Origin of the sequence: Marinobacter sp. (genome assembly GCF_041687235.1) — a bacterium.
Lineage (GTDB): Bacteria > Pseudomonadota > Gammaproteobacteria > Pseudomonadales > Oleiphilaceae > Marinobacter.
Map to the genome: position 1 here is coordinate 26,336 of NZ_JAWLCH010000008.1, position 19,199 is coordinate 45,534.

The window sequence follows — 19,199 nt, forward strand, 5'->3', positions numbered from 1 at the left end:
GAGGGGCAAATCTCCACCTCGGACCCCCTATGCGAAATACAGCGCCAGATCTGGAACTCGATGCCTACCTGCGACTTAACCGCGCATCGCTCGCCGAATGGCTTGCTGCGATCCGCGAGCTTTCCGGTTGCAGTGATATGAAGTGCACCTTGTCCGGAGGCAGCGGTCAGCAGGTGGGCGCCCTGTCGATGCTGGCCGCCGAGCAGGGTCTTCTGGTCTGTCTGTACGCCAGCCAGGGCATGGAGATTACAGGATGCCGCGCCTCGGCACCGGTACTTTTGTTACCAAGAGCGGGAAGCCCGGAGATCGCGCCCCTGAAGGGGGCGTGGCAGGGGCTGGAAAAGCTCGTTCTCGCCCGGCCAGAAGACCGGTTCCGGTTGCGTCTGCCCCGGGGGAGCCGGGTGCTGATCGTCAGACCCGAGGCTGACCTTCTCGAAAGCCTGACCCGCTGCGATCTCGAGGCGTGTCTCCCGGCCTGGGAGGAGCTGATCACCTGTTACCTCTATCAGTCACCCTATTTCCAGAACGACGCTCATGCGATCAGAATGACGAACCACCTTTTCCGCCACCTGACGTTATCACCTCAGGGGTCGCTTGACAGCTGCCGGTGTCCGGAGCTGGATCGGCGGTTGCTGCGGGCGATCGAAAAAATCAGGGAGGAACCGGGCTGGGACTTCAACCTTCAGGAACTGGCCAGCCACTCGGGTGTCAGTGAGCGGAATCTCTATTATCTGATGAAGCGGGAAACCGGCATGACGCCCTATCGACTGTACCAGCGTCATCGGCTGATCAGAGTGCGGCAGCGCCTGGTGGATTGCCAGTGCGAAGTGCCGCACATCTCCTGGTATGCGGCCGATGAGGGTTTTTCCCATCTGGGGCGCTTTGCGGCCCTGTACCGGGAGCACTTTGGGGAATTGCCCAGCGAAACCGTGCAGTGGCGGCGGGCCATACAGGACGGCAGTGGCGAGAAAGCCCTGACAGAGCCCTACTTGGCGTTGCACTGACCTCAAAACAAAAAAGCCCGGCTCACATTTTCGTGGCCGGGCTCAGTGGTTTGCCATCTCAGTGGGCGGGTGCCGATTTACCCTCTGTTCCGGATCCGTTGCCATATTCGTCGGCCGCTGAACCATGATGATCGCGGCCCAGCAGGATATAGAACGCCGGCAACACAAAGATGGTGAACAGGGTGCCGATGCCCAGACCGGCGCTGATGGTCAGGCCGATGGCAAAGCGACTTTCCGCGCCCGGACCAATGGCAATCAGCAGCGGCACCATGGCGAAGATCAGCGCCAGGGACGTCATGATGATGGGCCGCAGGCGAATCGCAGCCGCTTCAATGACCGCATCCACCTTGTTAAGCCCGCGCTCCTTCTGCAACTGGTTGGCGAACTCGACAATCAGAATACCGTTCTTGGACACCACCCCGATCAGCGTGATCAGACCCACTTGGGTATAGATGTTCATGGTGGCGAAGCCAAGCACGATGAACGCCATGGCGCCGGCAACCGACATGGGCACCGACACCAGGATGATGAACGGGTCCCGCCAGCTTTCGAATTGGGCTGCCAGAACCAGATAGATCACCAGTAGCGAGAGGAAGAAGGTCACCATCAGGGCGCTGCCCTGGGTGGCCAACTGTCGGCTCTGGCCGGTGTAGTCATAGCTGAAGCCCTGAGGGAACACATCCTCCGCAGTCTGTTCCATGAAATCCATGGCAGTACCGGCTGCAACACCCGGTTTGATTACGCCCTCAAGCGTGAGGGAGTTCTGTTGGTTAAACTGGGTGCGGTTCGACGGCTCAACGTCCTGGCTGAAGCTCACCACGCTGCCTAGTGGCACCAGTTCGCCATTGTCGGCTCGGATGTAGTACTCATTCAGCGCCTGGGCGTCCAGCCGGAACTTGTCATCGACCTGCGGGATCACCTGATAGGACCGACCCTCCATACTGAACCGGTTGATGTAACCGCCGCCGAGCATGCTCGACAGGCTCTCGCCGACGTCCTGCATCGACAGGCCCAGATCGGCGACACGGTCCCGATCGACGTTGATCCGTGTGATCGGTCGGTCGAAGTTGATGGACTTCTGCAGGAACATGAAGTTACCGCTGCCCATGGCCTTGCCCAACAGCTCATCGGCTACCTGATCCAGCTGCTCATAGCTGCTGCCAGTGGTAATCACGAACTGGAATGGCAGCCCGCCACCGGAGCCGGGCAGGGAGGGGCGCGGGAAGACAGCGGTCTGCAAACCGGTTACGTTCTTGAGTTCAGCATCCAGTTTGGGCTGGACTTCGAACTGGCTGATTTCGCGTTCACTCCAGGGTGCCATCTTGAAGCCACCGAAAACCGCGTTGGGGCCGGTGATGCCGATAATCATGAAGTCCTCATTGTAGCCTGGCACCGTGGCCATGCGTTCCTGGACCTCATCGCCATGCTCCAGCAGGTAATCCAGAGTCGAAGTCTGGGGTCCCAGACCCTGGTAGAACAGAATGCCCTGGTCTTCGGTGGGAGCCAGCTCGTTCTGGCTCATGGTGACCATGAAATAAATCGACCCGAGCACCACAATGGCGAAAAACACCACCACCGATTTGGTCTGCATGAGTGAAGTCAGGGCGGACTTGTAGGCAGCGGCCAGGCCGTTGAAGGATTTCTCGACAAGGCTCTCGAATTTACCGGGATTGCCGTGGGGCTTCAGTACCTTGCCGGACAGCATGGGTGAAAGCGTCAGGGCAACAATGCCTGAAATGACCACGGTGCCCGCCAGGGTGAAGGCAAATTCGGTGAACAGCGAGCCCACCAGCCCGCCCATAAAGCCGATGGGCGCGTATACCGCCACAAGAGTGGTGGTCATGGCAATAATGGGGACTGCCATCTCCCGGGCGCCATTGATTGCTGCTTCAAATCGGGATTCGCCCTCTTCGATATGCCGGTGGACGTTCTCCACCATGATGATGGCGTCATCCACGACAAGGCCGATAGCCAGTACCATGGAGAGCAGCGTCAGCAGGTTCAGCGAGAAACCGAACATCAGCATAATGAAGGCGCCCCCGATCAGCGACAGGGGTACCGCAACCGAAGGCACAACCGACGCCCGTACCGAGCCCAGACAAAGGAACACCACCACCAGAACGATGATCATGGCTTCGATCAGGGTCTGGATCACTTCGTAGATGGAATCTTCAATGAAATCTGACGCGTCATAGGCCAGGCGCACATCCAGCCCGGACGGCAGTTGACTCTCGATATCCGGCAGTTCGTCCTTCACCAGGCCGGCGACGGTCAGTGGGTTGGCGCCGGGGGCCAGTTCAATGGCGACATAGGTTGCCGGCTGGCCTTTATACAAAGCCAGTTGATCGTAGGTTTCCGACCCCAGCTCAACGCGGGCTATGTCCTGAAGGCGAATCTGGGTGCCTTCGGACTGCTTGACCACCAGGTTGCGGAACGCATCCGGATCAGCAACATCAGTGTCACTGGTCATGCTGATTTCGGTGTAGGTGCCTTTGGTGTTACCTACAGCGGCCTGATAGTTGTTGGCGCGGAGTTTTTGCACCACCTCCTGCGGCGTCATATCGACGGCAGCCAGACGTTCGGGATCCAGCCAGACCCGCAGGGCGAACTTCCGGCCCAGCAGTTCCGCCTTGCCGACACCGGACAGGGCCTGCAATCTGGGCTGCACAACACGGGTCAGGTAGTCGGTGATCTGGGGCACGGCCAGTTCGTTGCTGTAGAAAGCGATATACATCAGCGCGGTCGAGTCACCGGTCGTGGAGGTAATCACCGGGTCCTGGGCTTCCGCCGGCAGAACATTACGCTGGCTGGCCACCTTGGCCTGGATTTCTGCAAGTGCCGCGTTGGCGTCGTAGTTCAGCACCATCTTCGCTTCGATGGTGGAGGTACCCTGGGAGCTGGTGGAGGTCAGATAGTCGATGCCACTGGCTTCGGCTATTGCCTGCTGCAGCGGTGTGGTAATGAACCCCTTGATCAGGTCTGAGCTGGCACCGGGATAGGCAGTGGTAACGGTTACGGTCGTGCTTTCAAGCTCCGGATACTGGCGGATTTCCATCTCCATGGCCGCCCTGGCGCCAAGAAGGAGGATCAGCAGGCTCACCACCGTCGCCAGCACGGGACGGTGGATAAAAATGTCAGTGAAGCGCATTAGTCAGACGCCTCCTGCTTCTCGTCGTCTTCCTGAATGGCAACATTTTGGCCGTCGCGCAGGCGGAGAAGTCCTTTTTCGACAATGGTCTCACCCTCTTCAAGACCGGAAAGGACAGCAACGCGGGTGTTACGGGTTTCGCCAGTTGTCACAGTGCGGCGGCTAACGGTGAGGTCACCGTCATCGTTCTCCTTGACCACAAATACGAAGTCGCCATAGGTGTTGTAGGAAATTGCGGTTCGCGGCACGGTCACGACTTCTTCGTCCTCCGGCTGCTGGGTCAGGACGGTGGCAAACATGCCCGGGCGCAACAGGTTGTCGGGGTTTTCAACCGTTGCGCGGACCCGGACGGTCCGGGTTTCCGGGTTAACCGATGTATTGATGGCGCTGACCGAGCCTTCGAAATCCTGTTCCGGAACGGCTGCTACTGTCGCGACCACCGGGTAGCCCGGTTTGACGTTCGGCAGGTTTTTCTCTGACAGGGTGTAATCCACGTAGATGGGATCAAGCATGTTGATCTCGACAATGGGTGTGCCGGTGGGGATGTACTCACCCTGGTCGACCATCCGGATACCAAGCGTGCCATCAAAGGGCGCACGAATGATTTTCTTGCTCAGCTGGGCCTCAGCCTCGTTGACCCGCGCCCGTGCGGCGTCAAAATTGGCCTTTGCTTCGTCGTATTGGGACTGGGATACTGCGCGCTTGGGCAACAGGTCAGACACCCGTTTGAACTCCTGCTCGGCCAGTTGGGCCTCGGCGCGACGTGTGCGGAGGGCAGCCTCGTCTATGGCAGCATCAATGCGGATCAGTACGTCACCCTGCTTGACCACATCGCCCGACTCAAAATTGATGGTCTCAACCACGCCTGGCACCTCATTGGCAACCTCGATACCGTTAATGGCTTCAACGCTGCCAACGGCTTTGATCGCCGGCGTCCAGTCTTCGGTGCGGGCCTCGGTTGCGGAAATCTGGGCCGGTGGCTGGGGCTGGGACATCTGCTCTTGCATCTGGCCAAACTGGTAGAACTTGTAGCCGAAGATGCCTCCGAGCACCACGCCGAGAAAAATAATGACGATCAGAAAGCGGGAAGCAGTGCGCATAGTTCGGGTCCTGGGATCTGTGTCAGGTCTGGGGAAGCATAGCATCCTACAAAATCCGGGTCGGTATTGTCACCGGGTTGTAAGTATTTCTATCTAGACTGCGGGTTCGCCGGATTTGACAAACATCATGGCTGATTTCGTGGCGAGCGGTTTTCCGTGCAGGATACTGGCAATGTAACAGACGTCGGTGACAGAATTACGACGGTATACACGTTGAGGATCAACCATGCAGTGGATTCTGGGGATCGCATTGGCAGCCGCCGTGTTCGTGATTCTGAAACAGTGGGGGGCGTTGTCCGCCGAAAAGAAAAAAGCGGCCACCTGGAAGGTTGTTCTGGTGATTGCTGGCGCCTTGCTGGTGTTCATGGTGCTGACCGGACGCGTCCACGTGCTGACGGCGGCGGTGGCTGCCTTGATTCCGCTGTTGCGCAAGCTTCCAGCGCTGTTCAGGTTTGCCCCGGCAATCAATCGATTCATGGGAGCAAAGCAGCCGGGAACGGGGCAGGAACAGGCAAGCCGTCAGTCTGCTCCTGGCACTGACCTGAATGGCCGAATGTCAGAGCGTGAAGCTTGCGATATCCTTGGCGTGAAAGTCGGCTGCACCGAAGAGGACGTTGTGATGGCCCATCGTCGGCTGATGCAGAAGCTTCACCCTGACCGGGGAGGCAATGATTATCTGGCCGCCAAACTTAACGAAGCAAAGCAGGTTTTGCTCGGCAAGAACAGGGCCTGAGGTCACGGAAGAATGTCTACCCGGACTTCGAAGCTTCGATTGTCAGATCGGCTGCTGTTTACCTGATAGGCGATGCCACTGCGTTCCTGTGTCGATTGCGTGGAGGTGCTACCGAGGCTGACCCATTGTCCCGGTTCTACGCGACGGATTGTCACCACGGCTTCGGTCTCATAACCCTGAAGCTCTGCCGGCTCCTCCTCAAAGGACACGATACTCAGCTCAACCGCCTGATCAGAGAGAACCTGCGGGCTAACCAGAAACCCGCTGCGGGTCTCAACCTGCTCAAGGAAGGCAGCCGGGTTTCTGCCACCCCGAACGGCCACCGGAATGGTTCGGATCTGGCCCGACGTAATGTGCGCGGATTGGCCATCCTGCATAACCAGCGATCGCTCCTGGCTGCTGCCAGTGCTGGTAACACGGCGCTCAGCCGAAATACTGGCCTCGCCTTCGGACGCGGAAATACCGGCCCCCGAGCGTTTGCCGCCACTCTCTTTTTTCGAACGAACGGTGACCCGGACCTGGACCGGCGCCACGTCCAGCGTCTCGACAAGCCGACCGATCTCGTCCAGCAACGCCGGCTCGCCTCGAACGACCAGTTGCTGACCCCGGGCTGTCACTGTGACCGGCGAGCCCTGGTAAAGCTCGCGAATTTGCACGGCAACATCGTCGCCCGGGCGATTATTAAGCTGATAGGCACGAGACTCCGTCTGTGCCAGAGTCTGGCTGGAAAACAGCACAAATAGCGCAGTCAGCGCCATCAACAGAGGGTATCGTCGGAGAAATACGGTCATTGAGTGCTCCCAACCTTTCTGCCGGAATCTGAAAAAACTCCGGTACACGGGTTGCCAAGTTGAAAACCAGGGGTATATATTGAAAAGCATGAAGACGACACACGCGACCTGTCAATTGAATGTTTTGCAAGCTTTCGGTACTAAACCGGCGGCTGCGGTTGCTGCTGTGTTTTTCTGGTGGTTTGGTTATGGCTTTTATTTTAGCCAGAGCCGGGGCCGCCCATAGCATCTTCATCGAACGAATAACGAGGAAGGCAGCCCGGCAGAGAACCCAGGCTGCCACCGGACTCAAAAAGCCCCGACTGGTAGCCCAGCCGGGGCTTTTTTGATTCTGACGCAGGGAAACGGAAACACTGACATGAACATGCCATTGAATACGGAACTGACACAGCAGGATGCGGGCTCTCAGGCCCTGCATAGACACGAAGCGCTGCTGCCAACGCCGGCGGAACTGAAGCAGCACATGCCCGCCAGTGACGCTGTCTTAGGGCAGGTGCGTGAGCAGCGGCAGGCTATCCGGCGGATTCTGCAGGGGAATGATGCAAGAACTCTGATCGTAATGGGGCCCTGTTCCATTCATGATGAGGTGGCTGCCCTGGAATATGGGGAGAAACTGAAAGCGCTGGCGGATGCCGTCAGCGATCGGTTCCTGATTGTTATGCGGGCGTATCTGGAAAAACCCCGGACGACTGTCGGCTGGAAAGGGCTACTGTACGATCCGGAACGCACAGGAGCGGGAGATCTGAATGAGGGGCTGCGTCGTTCCCGTCGTCTCCTGCTGAATCTGGCGGCTATGGGGCTGCCGCTGGCCACTGAAGCCTTGAGCCCCTTCGCTATGGATTACCTGGGTGATCTGGTGAGCTGGACTGCCATTGGTGCCCGAACCACGGAGTCGCAGGTGCATCGGGAATTGGTCAGCGGGCTACCCATGCCGACCGGTTTCAAGAATGGCACCGATGGTGGTATTACGGTGGCAACCAATGCCATGAAGTCTGCCTCTCATCCCCATCATCACCTGGGTGTGTCAGCAACCGGGGCGCCGGTCATGATTACCACCCGGGGTAACCCCGATACCCATCTGGTGTTGCGGGGCGGTCGCGGCATGACCAACTACGATGCGGCCAGTATTGAGCATGCCGTTGGCACCCTGGCAGAAGCCGGTCTGTCCACAGCGATCATGGTGGATTGCAGCCACGACAACGCCTGCAAGCAGGCCGAGCGCCAGTTGGATATTGCACGGGACGTGATGGCCCAGCGCCGTGCAGGCAATCGCCATATCCGCGGCCTGATGCTGGAAAGCTTCCTGGAACCGGGCCGCCAGGACGATGGTGAGGACTTGCGCTACGGCTGCTCGATTACCGATCCCTGTCTGGGGTGGGCCCAGACGGAGGCTCTGTTCCGCTCACTGTAGACAGCAAGAGCTGGCCGGCCAGTAACAGCAGAACGCCGCCCATCAGCCGATCCAGCCAATGGCCGAACCGGCTAAACCCCCGGCGTACCTGCGGCAGGGTAAAAAAGACAGCAACCACCGCGAACCAGAGTCCGGTTGCCAGGGCCATGTAGAGACCGTAGCCGGCCTGCAGGGCGATGGGTGTTCCGGGGCTGATTACGACAGAAAACAGGGACACGAAGAACAGGGTGGCCTTGGGGTTAAGAGCGTTGGTCAGGAAACCGAGTCGCAGGGCTGCGAATCCGGATTGTCCGGTTGCAGGATCCTGCTCCAGTTCAATGCCGCCGGCCCGGGCCCGCAGACACTGAACAGCGATCCAGGCAAGGTAGAGCGCCCCGAGCACCTTGAGAATATTGAAGAGCATGATCGATTGCTGGATCAGAAGGCCAATTCCCAGCAACGAATAACAGACATGCACAAGAATTCCGCCACCGATGCCGATGGCGGTCAGCAGGGCATTTCTCCGGCTCTGGCAAAGCGCCTGTCTGAGCATCACGGCAAAATCCGGCCCGGGGCTTGCCACGGCCAACAAGTGGACCACCGCTACGGTCAGAAATTCCGGCCAGTAACTCTGCATTTTACCTACTCCTATCCTGCACCTGGCATTGCCTGAAAAGTCTGACAGCATAGGCTGAATCTGTGTTTTTTTCACGGGACGGGTGAAACTTGCCACGGCTTCTATACTGAGGTCACACCGTTCCGAACCTTCCCTGTTCCCGGTTGCCGGGAATGCCTTTCAGGAGACTGTTGTATGGATAAGCAACTTGTAGACGTTGCCATTATCGGAGCTGGTACCGCCGGTATGGTGGCCTACCAGCGTGTACGCAAAGTGACCGATAAAGTCGTGCTGATTGAAGGTGACCAGTATGGCACCACCTGTGCCAGGGTCGGGTGTATGCCCAGCAAGCTGTTGATCGCGGCCGCCGAAAATGCTCATGAGATGGAGCTTGGCAGCCTTTTTGGCGTCTCGGCCGGGGACATCCGGATTGATGGCAGGCGGGTTATGGAGCGGGTGCGAACCGAACGGGATCGTTTCGTTTCGTCCGTGATTGATTCGGTCGAGAAGTTTCCGGAAGCGCACCGCCTGAAAGGCCACGCGCGGTTTGTTGGCCCGCATCGACTGCTGGTCGAAGGCAATCGTGAGGTTCAGGCGGAGCGGATCATCATCGCTACCGGCTCCCGGCCCAATATTCCCGGGTTTCTGAAAGAAGCCAAGGACCGGCTGGTGGTGAATGATGATATTTTCGAATGGCAGGATCTGCCGGGCTCGGTGGCGGTATTTGGTCCGGGCGTGATTGGGCTGGAGCTTGGGCAAGCCTTGAGCCGGCTTGGGGTCCGGGTGCGAATGTTCGGGGTCGGCGGGGCTGTCGGTCCCATCCAGGACGACTCGATCCGGGATTACGCCCTTAAAACCTTTAACGAAGAGTTTCCGCTGGATCCGGATTCAGATGTGAAGGCCGTTGAGCGGGTTGATGACGGCGTCAGAATTACCTTTGCCGATGGAAAGCACGGAGAAAAATCCGAGGTGTTCGATTATCTCCTGGCGGCAACCGGCCGCCGGCCCAACGTCGATGGACTGGATATCCAAAACGCCGACATTAAGCTGGATGAAAATGGCATGCCCCTGTTTGATCCCCATACCCTGCGTTGTGGCCAGAGCCACATTTTTATCGCCGGTGATGCCAATAACAGTCTGCCGCTGTTGCACGAAGCAGCCGACGAGGGCCGGATAGCCGGCGACAACGCAGCCGCTTACCCGGATGTGCGAACCGGGCTTCGCCGGACGCCGTTGGCGGTGGTATTCACCGATCCGCAGATTGCGACGGTCGGGCTGACGATCCACCAGGTGGGCGAGCGTTGTCGCGGCTGCTTCGCCGTTGGGCAGGTGTCCTTCGAGGATCAGGGGCGCAGTCGGGTGATCGGCAAAAACCGGGGACTACTGAGGGTTTACGGTGAGCATGGCAGTGGCCTGTTTATGGGAGCCGAGATGTTCGGCCCGGCGGCGGAGCACATTGCCCATCTGCTCGCATGGTCGGCCCAGCGAAGACTGACCGTCACCGAAATGCTGGAAATGCCGTTTTACCATCCGGTCATTGAGGAAGGGTTGAGAACCGCGCTGAAAGACCTCAACCGCAACCTCAGTATCGGACCGGCGCCAGAGGAAGGCTGCACCGATTGTGGGCCCGGTGTCTGAGCGGGCCCTTGATCGGGATCAACAGGTGTGAGGCTGGGCGTGGGTTACAGTTCCTTCTGGAGCCCTTGCATTGCGCTGGCGTCTGGCCCAGATTTTCTCATGGAAAAAATAGGCAACGGTGTTAATTGCCGGCTCCACCATGGCGATCAGGCTTCCGATGAGGATGTCACCGGTGAGCAGATAAGCCACGGTGAAGGCCACTGTAAAGTGAGTGAGGGCGAACGTTACCGTCTTGATCAGCGACTGATCGCCATTCGTGCCATGGTTGTGTACGAACAGTTTTAACGCGCTCATGATTCTCTCCGGTGTCGTTCGTTAGTGCTTCCATTAAACGTCTGGTGAGAATGATTGTTAAATGAATTGTTTTTTGAACTTCGATAGCTGTCATCTATGAAGTGGGTGGCTCTCATAGGTAGAGCTATGCAATGCCGCTATGACAGGAATAAGCTGACTCAACTTCCCGATGTTTAGCCATCGGGGGTATAGTATTTTTAGTCATTTATACATAACTGCCAAGGAGACGCATTATGGGTAAGAACTTTATTGGTCTTGATACCGAGAAAACGGAAAAGCTTGCGGACTCTCTCAATGATCTGCTTTCCAACTACCAGATCTTCTACATGAACGTCCGCGGGTACCACTGGAACATCAAGGGCGACAACTTCTTTGAGCTGCATGTGAAGTTCGAGGAGCTGTACGACGATCTGCTGCTCAAGATTGATGAGATTGCAGAGCGTGTGCTCACTCTGGGGCATCGTCCGGCTCACGCCTACAGCACCTACATCGAGCGTTCAGAAGTGCCGGAGCGGAAGGATGTTTCCGACGGTAAGGAAGCGATGGAGAATATCGTGGAAAGCTTTGCCAAGCTGATTGGTAAACAGCGTGAACTGCTCAGTCTGGCCGGTGAAGCGGAAGACGAGGGCACCGTTGCCTTGATGAGCGACTACATCTCTCAGCAGGAAAAGACGGTGTGGATGTACCGCAGTTACCTGGGCCACTGAGCACAGGTTTTTCTTACGAATCCGATGGCGACCTCAGGGTCGCCATTTTTTTGCCGGTGTAACGATCCTGCCTTCAAATTGTCTTCTTTCTGACGCATTTATGTCACCTTGCTTCAATAGAGTGTGTCGTGAACCAACACACTTTAGAAGATGAGGCGAATATGGAACTGCGCAAATCCCTCCTTGGTACCGCCATCCTGGCGTCTGTTCTCGGTCTTGCCGGCTGTGATGGCGATGATGGAAATGATGGTGCGCCAGGCACCAGTCAGACCCTGATCGAAATGAACGTACTGGGCAGCTACTCCAGCGGCACATTTGACGAATCCGCAGCGGAAATCGTCGCCCACGACCCGGCCAACCAGCGGCTTTTCGTCATCAACTCCAACGATTCCACCGTGGACGTCCTGGACATCAACGATCCATCCCTCCCGGTAAAGCTGGGTACCATTGACGCTACCGCTGAGGGCGCTGCCGCCAATAGCGTGGCGGTCTATGGTGATTTGGTGGCGGTGGCCATCGAAGCAGAGAACAAGCAGGCAAATGGCAAGGTGGTTTTCTATAACAGCACGGACCTCAACAAGGCAGGTGAGGTTGAGGTTGGTGCCCTCCCGGACATGGTTACATTCACCCGTGATGGCCAGAAAGTGCTGGTTGCTAACGAGGGTGAGCCCAGCGACGACTACACCGTTGATCCGGAAGGCTCTGTCAGCATCATTGATTTGTCTAACGGCGTGGCGTCTGCCACCGTGACCACCGCCGGTTTCACCGGGTTCAATGCGGATCAGGCAGACCTGGAAGCAGCTGGCCTGCGCGTCTTCGGCCCCGGTGCCACACTGGCCCAGGACCTGGAGCCGGAGTACATTGCCGTATCAATCGATAACACCAAAGCCTGGGTAGCCCTGCAGGAAAACAACGCTGTAGCCGAGCTGGATATTGAAGCCGGTGAAATCACGGCCATCGTGCCGCTTGGCTTCAAGGACCATAGCATCATCGGCAACGAACTGGACGCCAGCAACCGTGACAGCGGTATCAACATTCGCAACTGGCCCGTGAAAGGTATGTACATGCCAGACGCGATCACCAGCTATGGTTACAACGGTAAAACCTACTACATCACTGCCAATGAAGGCGATGCGCGCGACTACGACGGCTGGACCGAGGAATTCCGCATGGGCGATCTGCCCCTGGAACCAGGCAGCGACCTGGCGGGCATCGCCAACCTGAAGGACGACGCCAACCTGGGCCGCCTAAAAACCACTTCTACCATGGGCATCAGCAACGGCTGTAATCCTTCACAGTTGCCTGCCGACCTGGGTGATCTCAACGGAGACGGCAACGTGGACGTGGACGACATTGAGTTCTACGTGAAAAACAACTGCGAGTACGACACCCTTTACAGCTACGGTGCCCGATCCTTCTCCATTTGGTCAGAGGACGGCAAGCGAGTGTTCGACAGTGGCAGCGAATTTGAGCGTATCACTGCCAGCCTGATCCCAGACAACTTCAACGGCAACAATGACGAGAATTCCTTCGATAACCGCTCAGACGACAAAGGCCCCGAGCCGGAAGCCGTGACCGTTGGCGAAATCAACGGCCAGACCTTCGCATTTATCGGCCTGGAACGCGTTGGCGGCATCATGGTTTACAACGTTACCAATCCTCAGAACGCACAATTCGTTCAGTACCTGAACAACCGGGATTTCTCAGTGTCCCAGGATGATCTGGAAGCTGGAATGGCCGGTGATCTTGGCCCCGAAGGCCTGGCGTTCATCGCCGCAGAAGACAGCCCCAATGGCAAGCCCATGCTGGCGGTGGGCAATGAAGTGAGTGGCACCACTACCTTCTACGGTATTGATGTTATCGAACTGACTTCGAACTGAGTTCGGGGCCTGAAGGAAACCCGGAAGCACCGTTATCGGTGCTCCCGGGTTTTGTTTTCTGCCTCAGACAGCGGCTTTCAGCGGTGGCACTTCCTGATGGAGGAACCATTTCTCCGTGACCACTTTCCTGGTAAACCAGTGCGAACGCATCAGGCTGCTGGCCAGTGGCTGCTTGACCCAGTCCGGAACCTGCCAGCCATGGTCCGTGTCCGCTGCGCGGTTGCCAAAGCGTTCGGCAATGGCATCGCCGTAAACCTGCAATGAAGAAGCCGAGTAATCCGGTGCATTCCGAATCACATCCGCTGCCAGCAGTGCCGACTCGATCGCTGGCCGGATGCCTTCACCACTCTGGGTGTAGGCCAGGCCGGCGGAATCGCCGATCAGCACAATGCCGTCGTCCACCAAAGGCCGCTCTGCATGGGCATAAAGCAGGTAGGCGTGGCCCTTGAAGCGCCCCGGCAGGTCCTCCGGGATGCGTCCGGTGGACTTCATCTCGTCGACAAACGCCTGAAGATGACCGGTCAGTTTGTGGTTGTCCTCCCGGCCCAGGCCGATATTCAGATAATTGCCCTTGCGAAACACCCAGGCATACCCCTTTAGATCGCGGCAGAACCAGAGTTCCGGAGTATCGCCCCTGGCCTCGCAAGCGGAGGCCTGCTCCGGTGTCATTTCAAACTCAACCTCTTTGGCGGCGACGATGGTCTCATGGCCCCCTGGTCCGTCGCCCAGCATCCGCGCAACCGGGCAGAAGTGGCCGCCGGCTCCGACCACCAGGGGCGCTTCCCAGGTGTCATTGATCACCCAGTTGCCGTCTTTACGGACAATGGACTTGACCGGCGTGGCCAACTGTTTCGGGCCGTTGACCCGGCTCAGCAGGTAATTATCGAACTCACACCGGCGGATGCCATAACTGACCACCTCACCGTGATCGTTTTCAACGGCCTGCTGGCCCATCATGCCGATGCGGAAACGACGAATGGGCTGAATTGTTCGTCCTTTGCCGTACTCCTCGGGGTTAATCTTAAGGGTTTCCATAACGGCAGGAGTAACCCAGCCTGCACAGGTCTTGTCCCGGGGGAAATCCTGCTTGTCGATGATCAATACTTTTTTGCCACTATTTTCCAGTGCGCTGGCCAGGGTGGAGCCGGCGGGGCCGGCACCAACGATGATCAGGTCGTAATAGTCCATCAGACCTCCTCCGGTGCGGCGGGAAAGCTGTAGAGATCCTGTCGGCTTTGCGGCAAATGGTTGTTGTCGCCGTGGGTGAAGACTACCTGGAACAACTGCAATGAGCCCGCCCGGAATGCCGCGATAGAGCCGGCCAGATACATGCGCCAGGCACGGGTGAAGTGCCCGTCGTACATCCGGGTTACCTCATCTTCGTTTTCGTTGAATCGCTCCATCCAGTGGCTCAGGGTCTGGGCGTAGTGCAGGCGCAGGTTCTCCACATCCAGCACCGAAAAATCACCGTGCTCGCAGATCTGCATGAATTCGCCGATGCTTGGCGGATAGGCGCCCGGGAAAATCCGTTTCTCGATCCAGGCATTCATCAACATCGGGCGATTGCGGCCAATGCTGTGCAACAGGGCAATACCGTCGGGTTTGAGGCTTCGTTTTATCAGCTCGGACATGGCCTCATAGTTTTCCCTACCCACGTGCTCCAGCATGCCGATGGACACAAAGGCATCGTACTGGCCACTGATGTTGCGGTAGTCGTCCTCCACGTATTCCACCAGGTGATCCAGTCCCTGTTTGCGGGCTTCGTCCCGAGCATAGGCCAGCTGTTCCCGGGAGATGTTGTAGGAGTGGACTTTGACTCCGTAGTTGCGGGCCATGTAGCGAGCTAGGCCGCCCCATCCACAGCCGGCCTCGACCACGGTCATACCGGGCTTTAGCCGAAGCTTGCGGCAGACGTGCTCCAGTTTTGCAAGCTGGGCCTGTTCAAGGGTAAGGTCCGGGCTCTCGTAATAGGCGCAGGTGTACTGCATTTCGGCGCTGTCCAGCCACAGCTGATAGAACTCGTTGCCAAGGTCATAGTGGTGGTGGATATTTTCCTTTGCCTCTGAAATGCCGGTGGAGCGGGGATTGTGGTTGCGCCACAGGGCCTCCAGCCATTTCGGCCATTTCTGGCGGGCCTGGTGAACGGCCCGGTAGAGCGCCTCCATCAGGTCTGGCAAATCGCCTTCCACTTCCAGCCGGCCGGAACTGTAAAGATCGCCAAAAGCCAGGTTGGGGTTGGTGACCAGTGAGTAGAGAGCCTTGGGGTCGGTCAGGTGCAGAGTGAATTGCGGCTGCTGCCCTTCCGGCTCGATAACGTCCCCGTTCCAGAGCCGGAACCGGACCGGTGGCGAGCCTGCCATGCGCATGAGCTTGGCAATCAGCCAGCGTTCATAGGTGTGGGGCGACCGGTCAACATGGGTGTGTTCCAGTGGCAGGGTCAGAACGTGGCTTTTGGGTTCTTGCCCGTCATGACGGGTTTTCTGGGCAGTACTCTGGTTCATGGACTCCGCTCTCCCTTGATAACCTCAACATCACTGTTTTTCTCGACGTGTGCGCGCCAGGGTTCCCGAATACCAGTCTGAGAATCGCCGGTTGTCCGTTCAGTATAGAAAACTGTCGGATTTTGTCAGGTCGGGGAGCTATGGAAGGAAACTATCGGGATAATAAATAGAAGAGCGGGGTAGCAAAAAGGCAGTTAAAAAATACCGGGCCCTGAGGCCCGGTATTCCGGCATGGTCAGTAAGAGGAACTCATGCCAAACCATTCGGGGAATATGACGATCAGCGCCAGAACCAGCACCTGCATCAGTATGAACGGCAAAACCCCTTTATAGATATCCGTGGTTCGCACCGTGGGCGGTGAGACCCCTTTAAGATAGAACAGACTGAATCCGAAGGGGGGCGTCAGGAAGCTGGTCTGCAGGTTCATGGCGATCAGTATCGCGAACCAGAGCATGTTGATGCCCAGTGCTTCCGCCACCGGCGCCAGGATGGGCACGATAATGAAGGAAATCTCCACGAAGTCGATGAAGAAGCCCAGCACCAGGATGACCAGCATGGCCAGAATGATGAACCCCCATTTCTCACCCGGGAGCTGCAGCATCCATTCCTCAAGAAGGTAGTCGCCCCCGGTGTAGCTGAACACCATCGAGAACGCCGTTGCCCCGATAAGAATGGCAAACACCATGGCGGTAACCTTGACGGTGTCCTTGGACGCCTCCCAGACCATCTTGAAAGAGAACTGGCGGTAGATCAGAGCCAGAACCACAGCCCCGACGCCACCGAGTGCTGAAGACTCTGTGGGTGTGGCAATGCCGGCGAAGATAGAACCCAGAACAATGACAATCAGCGCCAGCGGCGGGATGATGGCAAGGAGTGCTGCCTGTATTTCTTTTCCCCGTGACAGGCCGCTGTCATCCGGCATGGCCGGGGCCGTTTCAGGCTTGAGTCGGGTAAGAACAAGAATATAAACGATATACAGGCCGATCAGAACCGCGCCGGGTATGACCGCTGCCTTGAACAGATCCCCCACTGGCAGTCCCAGCACATCGCCGAGAATAATCAGGATGATCGATGGCGGGACGATCTGGCCCAGGGTGCCGGCGCCGCAGATTGTGCCAGTGGCCAGCCGCTTGTCGTATTTGTGAGCGAGCATGACCGGCAACGAAATCAGGCCCATGGCAACAACGCTGGCACCAACTACACCGGTAGAGGCAGCAAGCAGTGCACCCACCAGAATGGTGGAAATAGCCAGGCCGCCGGGCAGTCCGCCGAACAGCCGACCCATCGAAGTGAGCAACTGAGCTGCCAGTTTGGTGCGTTGAAGAACCACGCCCATGAAAATGAACAGCGGAACCGCCATCAGCGTAGTGTTCTGCATGACACTCATGATGCGGTAGGGCATGAACGCGAACAGATCCATGCCTTCTGCATAGATCCCGAAGAACAGGGCAACGCCGCCAAAGGTAAAGGCAACCGGAAAGCCCAGCATCAACATCAGCAGGGCAACGCCAAACATAATCATGCCAATCATGCCAGGCCCTCCGCGCCATGTTTCGCTTCGTAGCTTTTCTCACCGGACATGACCCGCAGGGCATGGGTGACCATGTTAAGCCCGGCGATTGCAGTAAAGACGGCGGATATGGGAATTACGCTCTTGATAATCCAGCGATGGGGAAGACCACCCGGATCGCCGCTGCCCTCGCCCATACGATAGGAATCGACAGCGAATTCGTAGCCGTAATTCCAGATCAGGTAGGAGAAAGGAATGACGAAGATGATCGCCCCGACGAGGTTGATCCACGCCTTGGTCTTGTCGCTCCAGCGGGTGTAGAGAACATCCACCCGGACATGCCCGTCGGTACGCAGGGCGTAGGGGATGCCAAACAGGAAAACCACCGAATAGAGGTGCCACTCCATCTCCTGCATACCGATCGACACATTGTTAAACACATACCGGGCGACCACATCGAAAAACACATTGCCCGCCATCAGAATCATTGCGGCACAGGCCACCCAGCCGCAGAACGTGGACAGGCGGGCCAGGCCTTCGTCCAGCTTGATAATCCAACGCATTGATTGTCCTTCGCCGGCTAAACCAGCGCCTTTCATCTGCTATAAACGACAAAAACCGGGACCACCTCTAGAGCGATCCCGGCTCCATTACAGCCGATATGTTACTCGACTTCGTCCATCGTGTTGAGATAGGCGCGCTCTGAAATGTTCGTGTAGGCGCGACTCTTCTCCAGGTATTCCTCCTGGGACTTCACGATTCGTGCTGCCTGCTCGTTCTCGTTGGCGGCTTCTTCGAGGAGTTTCTCGTTGGCTTTGTACATGGCCTGGAAGATGTCCTTCGGGAACTGCTTGATCTGCACGTTCGGGTATTCTTCCTTGATGTTGGCCCAGGCCTCTGCGTTGGCGTGCTGGGAATGAACCAGCATGTCATAGGATGCGGTGCGCATGGCTATGCGCATGATTTCCTGCAGGTCGGCGGGCAGTTCGTCCCAGACCTTCTTGTTGATCAGGAACTGCAGCTCGGTGGCAGGCTCATGCCAACCGGTGTAGTAGTAATCTGCAATCTGCTGGAAACCAAGGCGCAGGTCCAGCGCCGGGCCTACCCATTCAACCGCATCGATGGTGTTGCGCTCCAGAGCCGTGTAAAGCTCGCCCGGGGCAATGTTGGTCGGGTTAACGCCAACTTCTGCGAATACTTCACCCGCGAAGCCCGGAATGCGCATTTTCAGTCCATCAAGGTCGTCCAGCGACTTGATTTCCTTTCGGAACCAGCCACCCATCTGAACGCCGGTGTTGCCACCGGGGAAGGACAGCATGTTGTGCGGCTCATAGACTTCCTGCATCAGCTCCATGCCACCGCCGTGGTAGAACCAGGCGTATTGTTCCATGGCGTTCATGCCAAAGGGCATGCTGGTGAAAAACAGGGTGTTGGGAACCTTGCCTTTCCAGTAGTAGGAAGCGGAGTGGCCCATGTCGTACTGGCCGGCCTTGACCATATCAAACACGCCCAGAGGGGCTTTGTGCTTGTTGGCGGAATCAATCCGTACCTTGAGTCGGCCGTCGGACATTTTCTCGACACGCTCGGCGAAGTTCTTGGTGGTGTCACCAAAGATCGGAAAGTTCGGGCCCCAGGTTTCCGCAAGGCGGAGTGTGAAGGTTTCTTGGGCGAGCGCCTGTGTGGAGGCAACTGTGGTTGCCACAGCCAGCACAGCCGCGGAAAGAACAGAACGGATCTTCATTGCTCTTCTATCCTCTTATCGTTTTTGTGGGGTGAGCGTCTCCCCTTTTCGGGGCAAAATCACTCTTGATGCTAGTTCACGTTAGCAATTATCGTTAACAAACGAAATCAAAAACCGCTGGATGTACGACCTTGGTCGTACAGCGG

At 57.5% G+C, this 19,199-nt stretch carries 16 protein-coding genes; 6 read left to right on the plus strand and 10 right to left on the minus strand.

All coding sequences use genetic code 11. The features are described 5' to 3' along the window. The first annotated feature begins 29 nt into the window (after positions 1 to 29). Complete coding sequence (locus tag ACESMK_RS12465; protein ID WP_372999036.1) at positions 30 to 1,004, plus strand: AraC family transcriptional regulator; 975 nt, start codon at positions 30 to 32, stop codon at positions 1,002 to 1,004. 58 nt (positions 1,005 to 1,062) lie between these two features. Here ACESMK_RS12465 and ACESMK_RS12470 read toward each other — a convergent pair whose 3' ends face one another. Further along, entirely contained in the window at positions 1,063 to 4,152 is a 3,090-nt protein-coding gene (locus ACESMK_RS12470; RefSeq protein WP_372999038.1) for an efflux RND transporter permease subunit, read from the minus strand. After that, positions 4,152 to 5,252 carry an efflux RND transporter periplasmic adaptor subunit gene (locus ACESMK_RS12475; RefSeq protein ID WP_372999041.1) on the minus strand — a complete coding sequence of 367 codons (1,101 nt, stop codon included), beginning with the start codon at positions 5,250 to 5,252 and terminating at the stop codon, positions 4,152 to 4,154. The genes ACESMK_RS12470 and ACESMK_RS12475 overlap by 1 nt, the downstream gene beginning before the upstream one ends. A gap of 226 nt (positions 5,253 to 5,478) precedes the next feature. Between ACESMK_RS12475 and ACESMK_RS12480 the strand changes: the two genes are divergently transcribed. Then, positions 5,479 to 5,985, plus strand: coding sequence for a molecular chaperone DnaJ (locus ACESMK_RS12480; protein WP_372999044.1), 507 nt, complete (start codon positions 5,479 to 5,481; stop codon positions 5,983 to 5,985). 2 nt (positions 5,986 to 5,987) lie between these two features. Here the strand turns inward: ACESMK_RS12480 and ACESMK_RS12485 are convergent, their stop codons facing one another. Next, a complete protein-coding gene (locus tag ACESMK_RS12485; protein ID WP_372999047.1) occupies positions 5,988 to 6,776 on the minus strand; it encodes a secretin N-terminal domain-containing protein in 789 nt (262 codons plus the stop codon). A gap of 358 nt (positions 6,777 to 7,134) precedes the next feature. Between ACESMK_RS12485 and ACESMK_RS12490 the strand changes: the two genes are divergently transcribed. Next, positions 7,135 to 8,187: a 3-deoxy-7-phosphoheptulonate synthase gene (locus ACESMK_RS12490; RefSeq protein WP_372999050.1), complete on the plus strand. Its 1,053-nt coding sequence runs from the start codon at positions 7,135 to 7,137 to the stop codon at positions 8,185 to 8,187. Here ACESMK_RS12490 and ACESMK_RS12495 read toward each other — a convergent pair. Then, entirely contained in the window at positions 8,132 to 8,803 is a 672-nt protein-coding gene (locus ACESMK_RS12495; protein ID WP_372999053.1) for a LysE family transporter, read from the minus strand. The genes ACESMK_RS12490 and ACESMK_RS12495 overlap by 56 nt on opposite strands. 174 nt (positions 8,804 to 8,977) lie before the next feature. Between ACESMK_RS12495 and ACESMK_RS12500 the strand changes: the two genes are divergently transcribed. Further along, positions 8,978 to 10,420 (plus strand): dihydrolipoyl dehydrogenase, encoded by a 1,443-nt coding sequence (locus ACESMK_RS12500; protein ID WP_372999056.1) that lies wholly within the window; start codon positions 8,978 to 8,980, stop codon positions 10,418 to 10,420. 18 nt (positions 10,421 to 10,438) lie between these two features. Here the strand turns inward: ACESMK_RS12500 and ACESMK_RS12505 are convergent, their stop codons facing one another. Then, positions 10,439 to 10,714 carry a DUF2061 domain-containing protein gene (locus ACESMK_RS12505; RefSeq protein WP_372999059.1) on the minus strand — a complete coding sequence of 92 codons (276 nt, stop codon included), beginning with the start codon at positions 10,712 to 10,714 and terminating at the stop codon, positions 10,439 to 10,441. A gap of 233 nt (positions 10,715 to 10,947) precedes the next feature. On the opposite strand from ACESMK_RS12505, the gene ACESMK_RS12510 reads away from it, so the two are divergent. Together ACESMK_RS12510 and ACESMK_RS12515 are read left to right on the plus strand one after the other, a co-directional pair. Next, positions 10,948 to 11,421 carry a Dps family protein gene (locus ACESMK_RS12510; protein ID WP_372999061.1) on the plus strand — a complete coding sequence of 158 codons (474 nt, stop codon included), beginning with the start codon at positions 10,948 to 10,950 and terminating at the stop codon, positions 11,419 to 11,421. 161 nt (positions 11,422 to 11,582) lie between these two features. Then, a complete protein-coding gene (locus ACESMK_RS12515; protein WP_372999064.1) occupies positions 11,583 to 13,301 on the plus strand; it encodes a choice-of-anchor I family protein in 1,719 nt (572 codons plus the stop codon). Positions 13,302 to 13,364: 63 nt separating this feature from the next. Here ACESMK_RS12515 and ACESMK_RS12520 read toward each other — a convergent pair whose 3' ends face one another. From ACESMK_RS12520 to ACESMK_RS12540, 5 genes are all read right to left on the minus strand, one after another. After that, positions 13,365 to 14,489 (minus strand): NAD(P)/FAD-dependent oxidoreductase, encoded by a 1,125-nt coding sequence (locus ACESMK_RS12520; protein WP_372999067.1) that lies wholly within the window; start codon positions 14,487 to 14,489, stop codon positions 13,365 to 13,367. Further along, on the minus strand, positions 14,489 to 15,802 hold the full coding sequence (locus tag ACESMK_RS12525; RefSeq protein ID WP_372999070.1) for a class I SAM-dependent methyltransferase: 1,314 nt from the start codon (positions 15,800 to 15,802) through the stop codon (positions 14,489 to 14,491). Before ACESMK_RS12525 ends, ACESMK_RS12520 begins: the two co-directional genes overlap by 1 nt. A 235-nt stretch (positions 15,803 to 16,037) precedes the next feature. Continuing rightward, positions 16,038 to 17,333, minus strand: a complete 1,296-nt coding sequence (locus ACESMK_RS12530; RefSeq protein ID WP_372999073.1) for a TRAP transporter large permease subunit — start codon at positions 17,331 to 17,333, stop codon at positions 16,038 to 16,040. Then, positions 17,330 to 17,875 (minus strand): TRAP transporter small permease subunit, encoded by a 546-nt coding sequence (locus ACESMK_RS12535; RefSeq protein WP_372999075.1) that lies wholly within the window; start codon positions 17,873 to 17,875, stop codon positions 17,330 to 17,332. The genes ACESMK_RS12530 and ACESMK_RS12535 overlap by 4 nt, the downstream gene beginning before the upstream one ends. Positions 17,876 to 17,976: 101 nt before the next feature. Next, positions 17,977 to 19,053, minus strand: a complete 1,077-nt coding sequence (locus ACESMK_RS12540; RefSeq protein WP_372999077.1) for a TRAP transporter substrate-binding protein — start codon at positions 19,051 to 19,053, stop codon at positions 17,977 to 17,979. Between the last annotated feature and the right edge of the window lie 146 nt (positions 19,054 to 19,199).

Excerpts from the sequence above, each read along its gene's own strand:
- ACESMK_RS12465 (WP_372999036.1), top strand. The coding sequence starts at position 30 with ATGCGAAATACAGCGCCAGATCTGGAACTCGATGCCTACCTGCGACTT.
- ACESMK_RS12500 (WP_372999056.1), top strand. The coding sequence starts at position 8,978 with ATGGATAAGCAACTTGTAGACGTTGCCATTATCGGAGCTGGTACCGCC.
- ACESMK_RS12530 (WP_372999073.1), bottom strand. The coding sequence starts at position 17,333 with ATGATTGGCATGATTATGTTTGGCGTTGCCCTGCTGATGTTGATGCTG.
- ACESMK_RS12480 (WP_372999044.1), top strand. The coding sequence starts at position 5,479 with ATGCAGTGGATTCTGGGGATCGCATTGGCAGCCGCCGTGTTCGTGATT.
- ACESMK_RS12535 (WP_372999075.1), bottom strand. The coding sequence starts at position 17,875 with ATGCGTTGGATTATCAAGCTGGACGAAGGCCTGGCCCGCCTGTCCACG.
- ACESMK_RS12520 (WP_372999067.1), bottom strand. The coding sequence starts at position 14,489 with ATGGACTATTACGACCTGATCATCGTTGGTGCCGGCCCCGCCGGCTCC.
- ACESMK_RS12510 (WP_372999061.1), top strand. The coding sequence starts at position 10,948 with ATGGGTAAGAACTTTATTGGTCTTGATACCGAGAAAACGGAAAAGCTT.
- ACESMK_RS12515 (WP_372999064.1), top strand. The coding sequence starts at position 11,583 with ATGGAACTGCGCAAATCCCTCCTTGGTACCGCCATCCTGGCGTCTGTT.
- ACESMK_RS12470 (WP_372999038.1), bottom strand. The coding sequence starts at position 4,152 with ATGCGCTTCACTGACATTTTTATCCACCGTCCCGTGCTGGCGACGGTG.
- ACESMK_RS12540 (WP_372999077.1), bottom strand. The coding sequence starts at position 19,053 with ATGAAGATCCGTTCTGTTCTTTCCGCGGCTGTGCTGGCTGTGGCAACC.
- ACESMK_RS12475 (WP_372999041.1), bottom strand. The coding sequence starts at position 5,252 with ATGCGCACTGCTTCCCGCTTTCTGATCGTCATTATTTTTCTCGGCGTG.
- ACESMK_RS12525 (WP_372999070.1), bottom strand. The coding sequence starts at position 15,802 with ATGAACCAGAGTACTGCCCAGAAAACCCGTCATGACGGGCAAGAACCC.
- ACESMK_RS12505 (WP_372999059.1), bottom strand. The coding sequence starts at position 10,714 with ATGAGCGCGTTAAAACTGTTCGTACACAACCATGGCACGAATGGCGAT.
- ACESMK_RS12495 (WP_372999053.1), bottom strand. The coding sequence starts at position 8,803 with ATGCAGAGTTACTGGCCGGAATTTCTGACCGTAGCGGTGGTCCACTTG.
- ACESMK_RS12490 (WP_372999050.1), top strand. The coding sequence starts at position 7,135 with ATGAACATGCCATTGAATACGGAACTGACACAGCAGGATGCGGGCTCT.
- ACESMK_RS12485 (WP_372999047.1), bottom strand. The coding sequence starts at position 6,776 with ATGACCGTATTTCTCCGACGATACCCTCTGTTGATGGCGCTGACTGCG.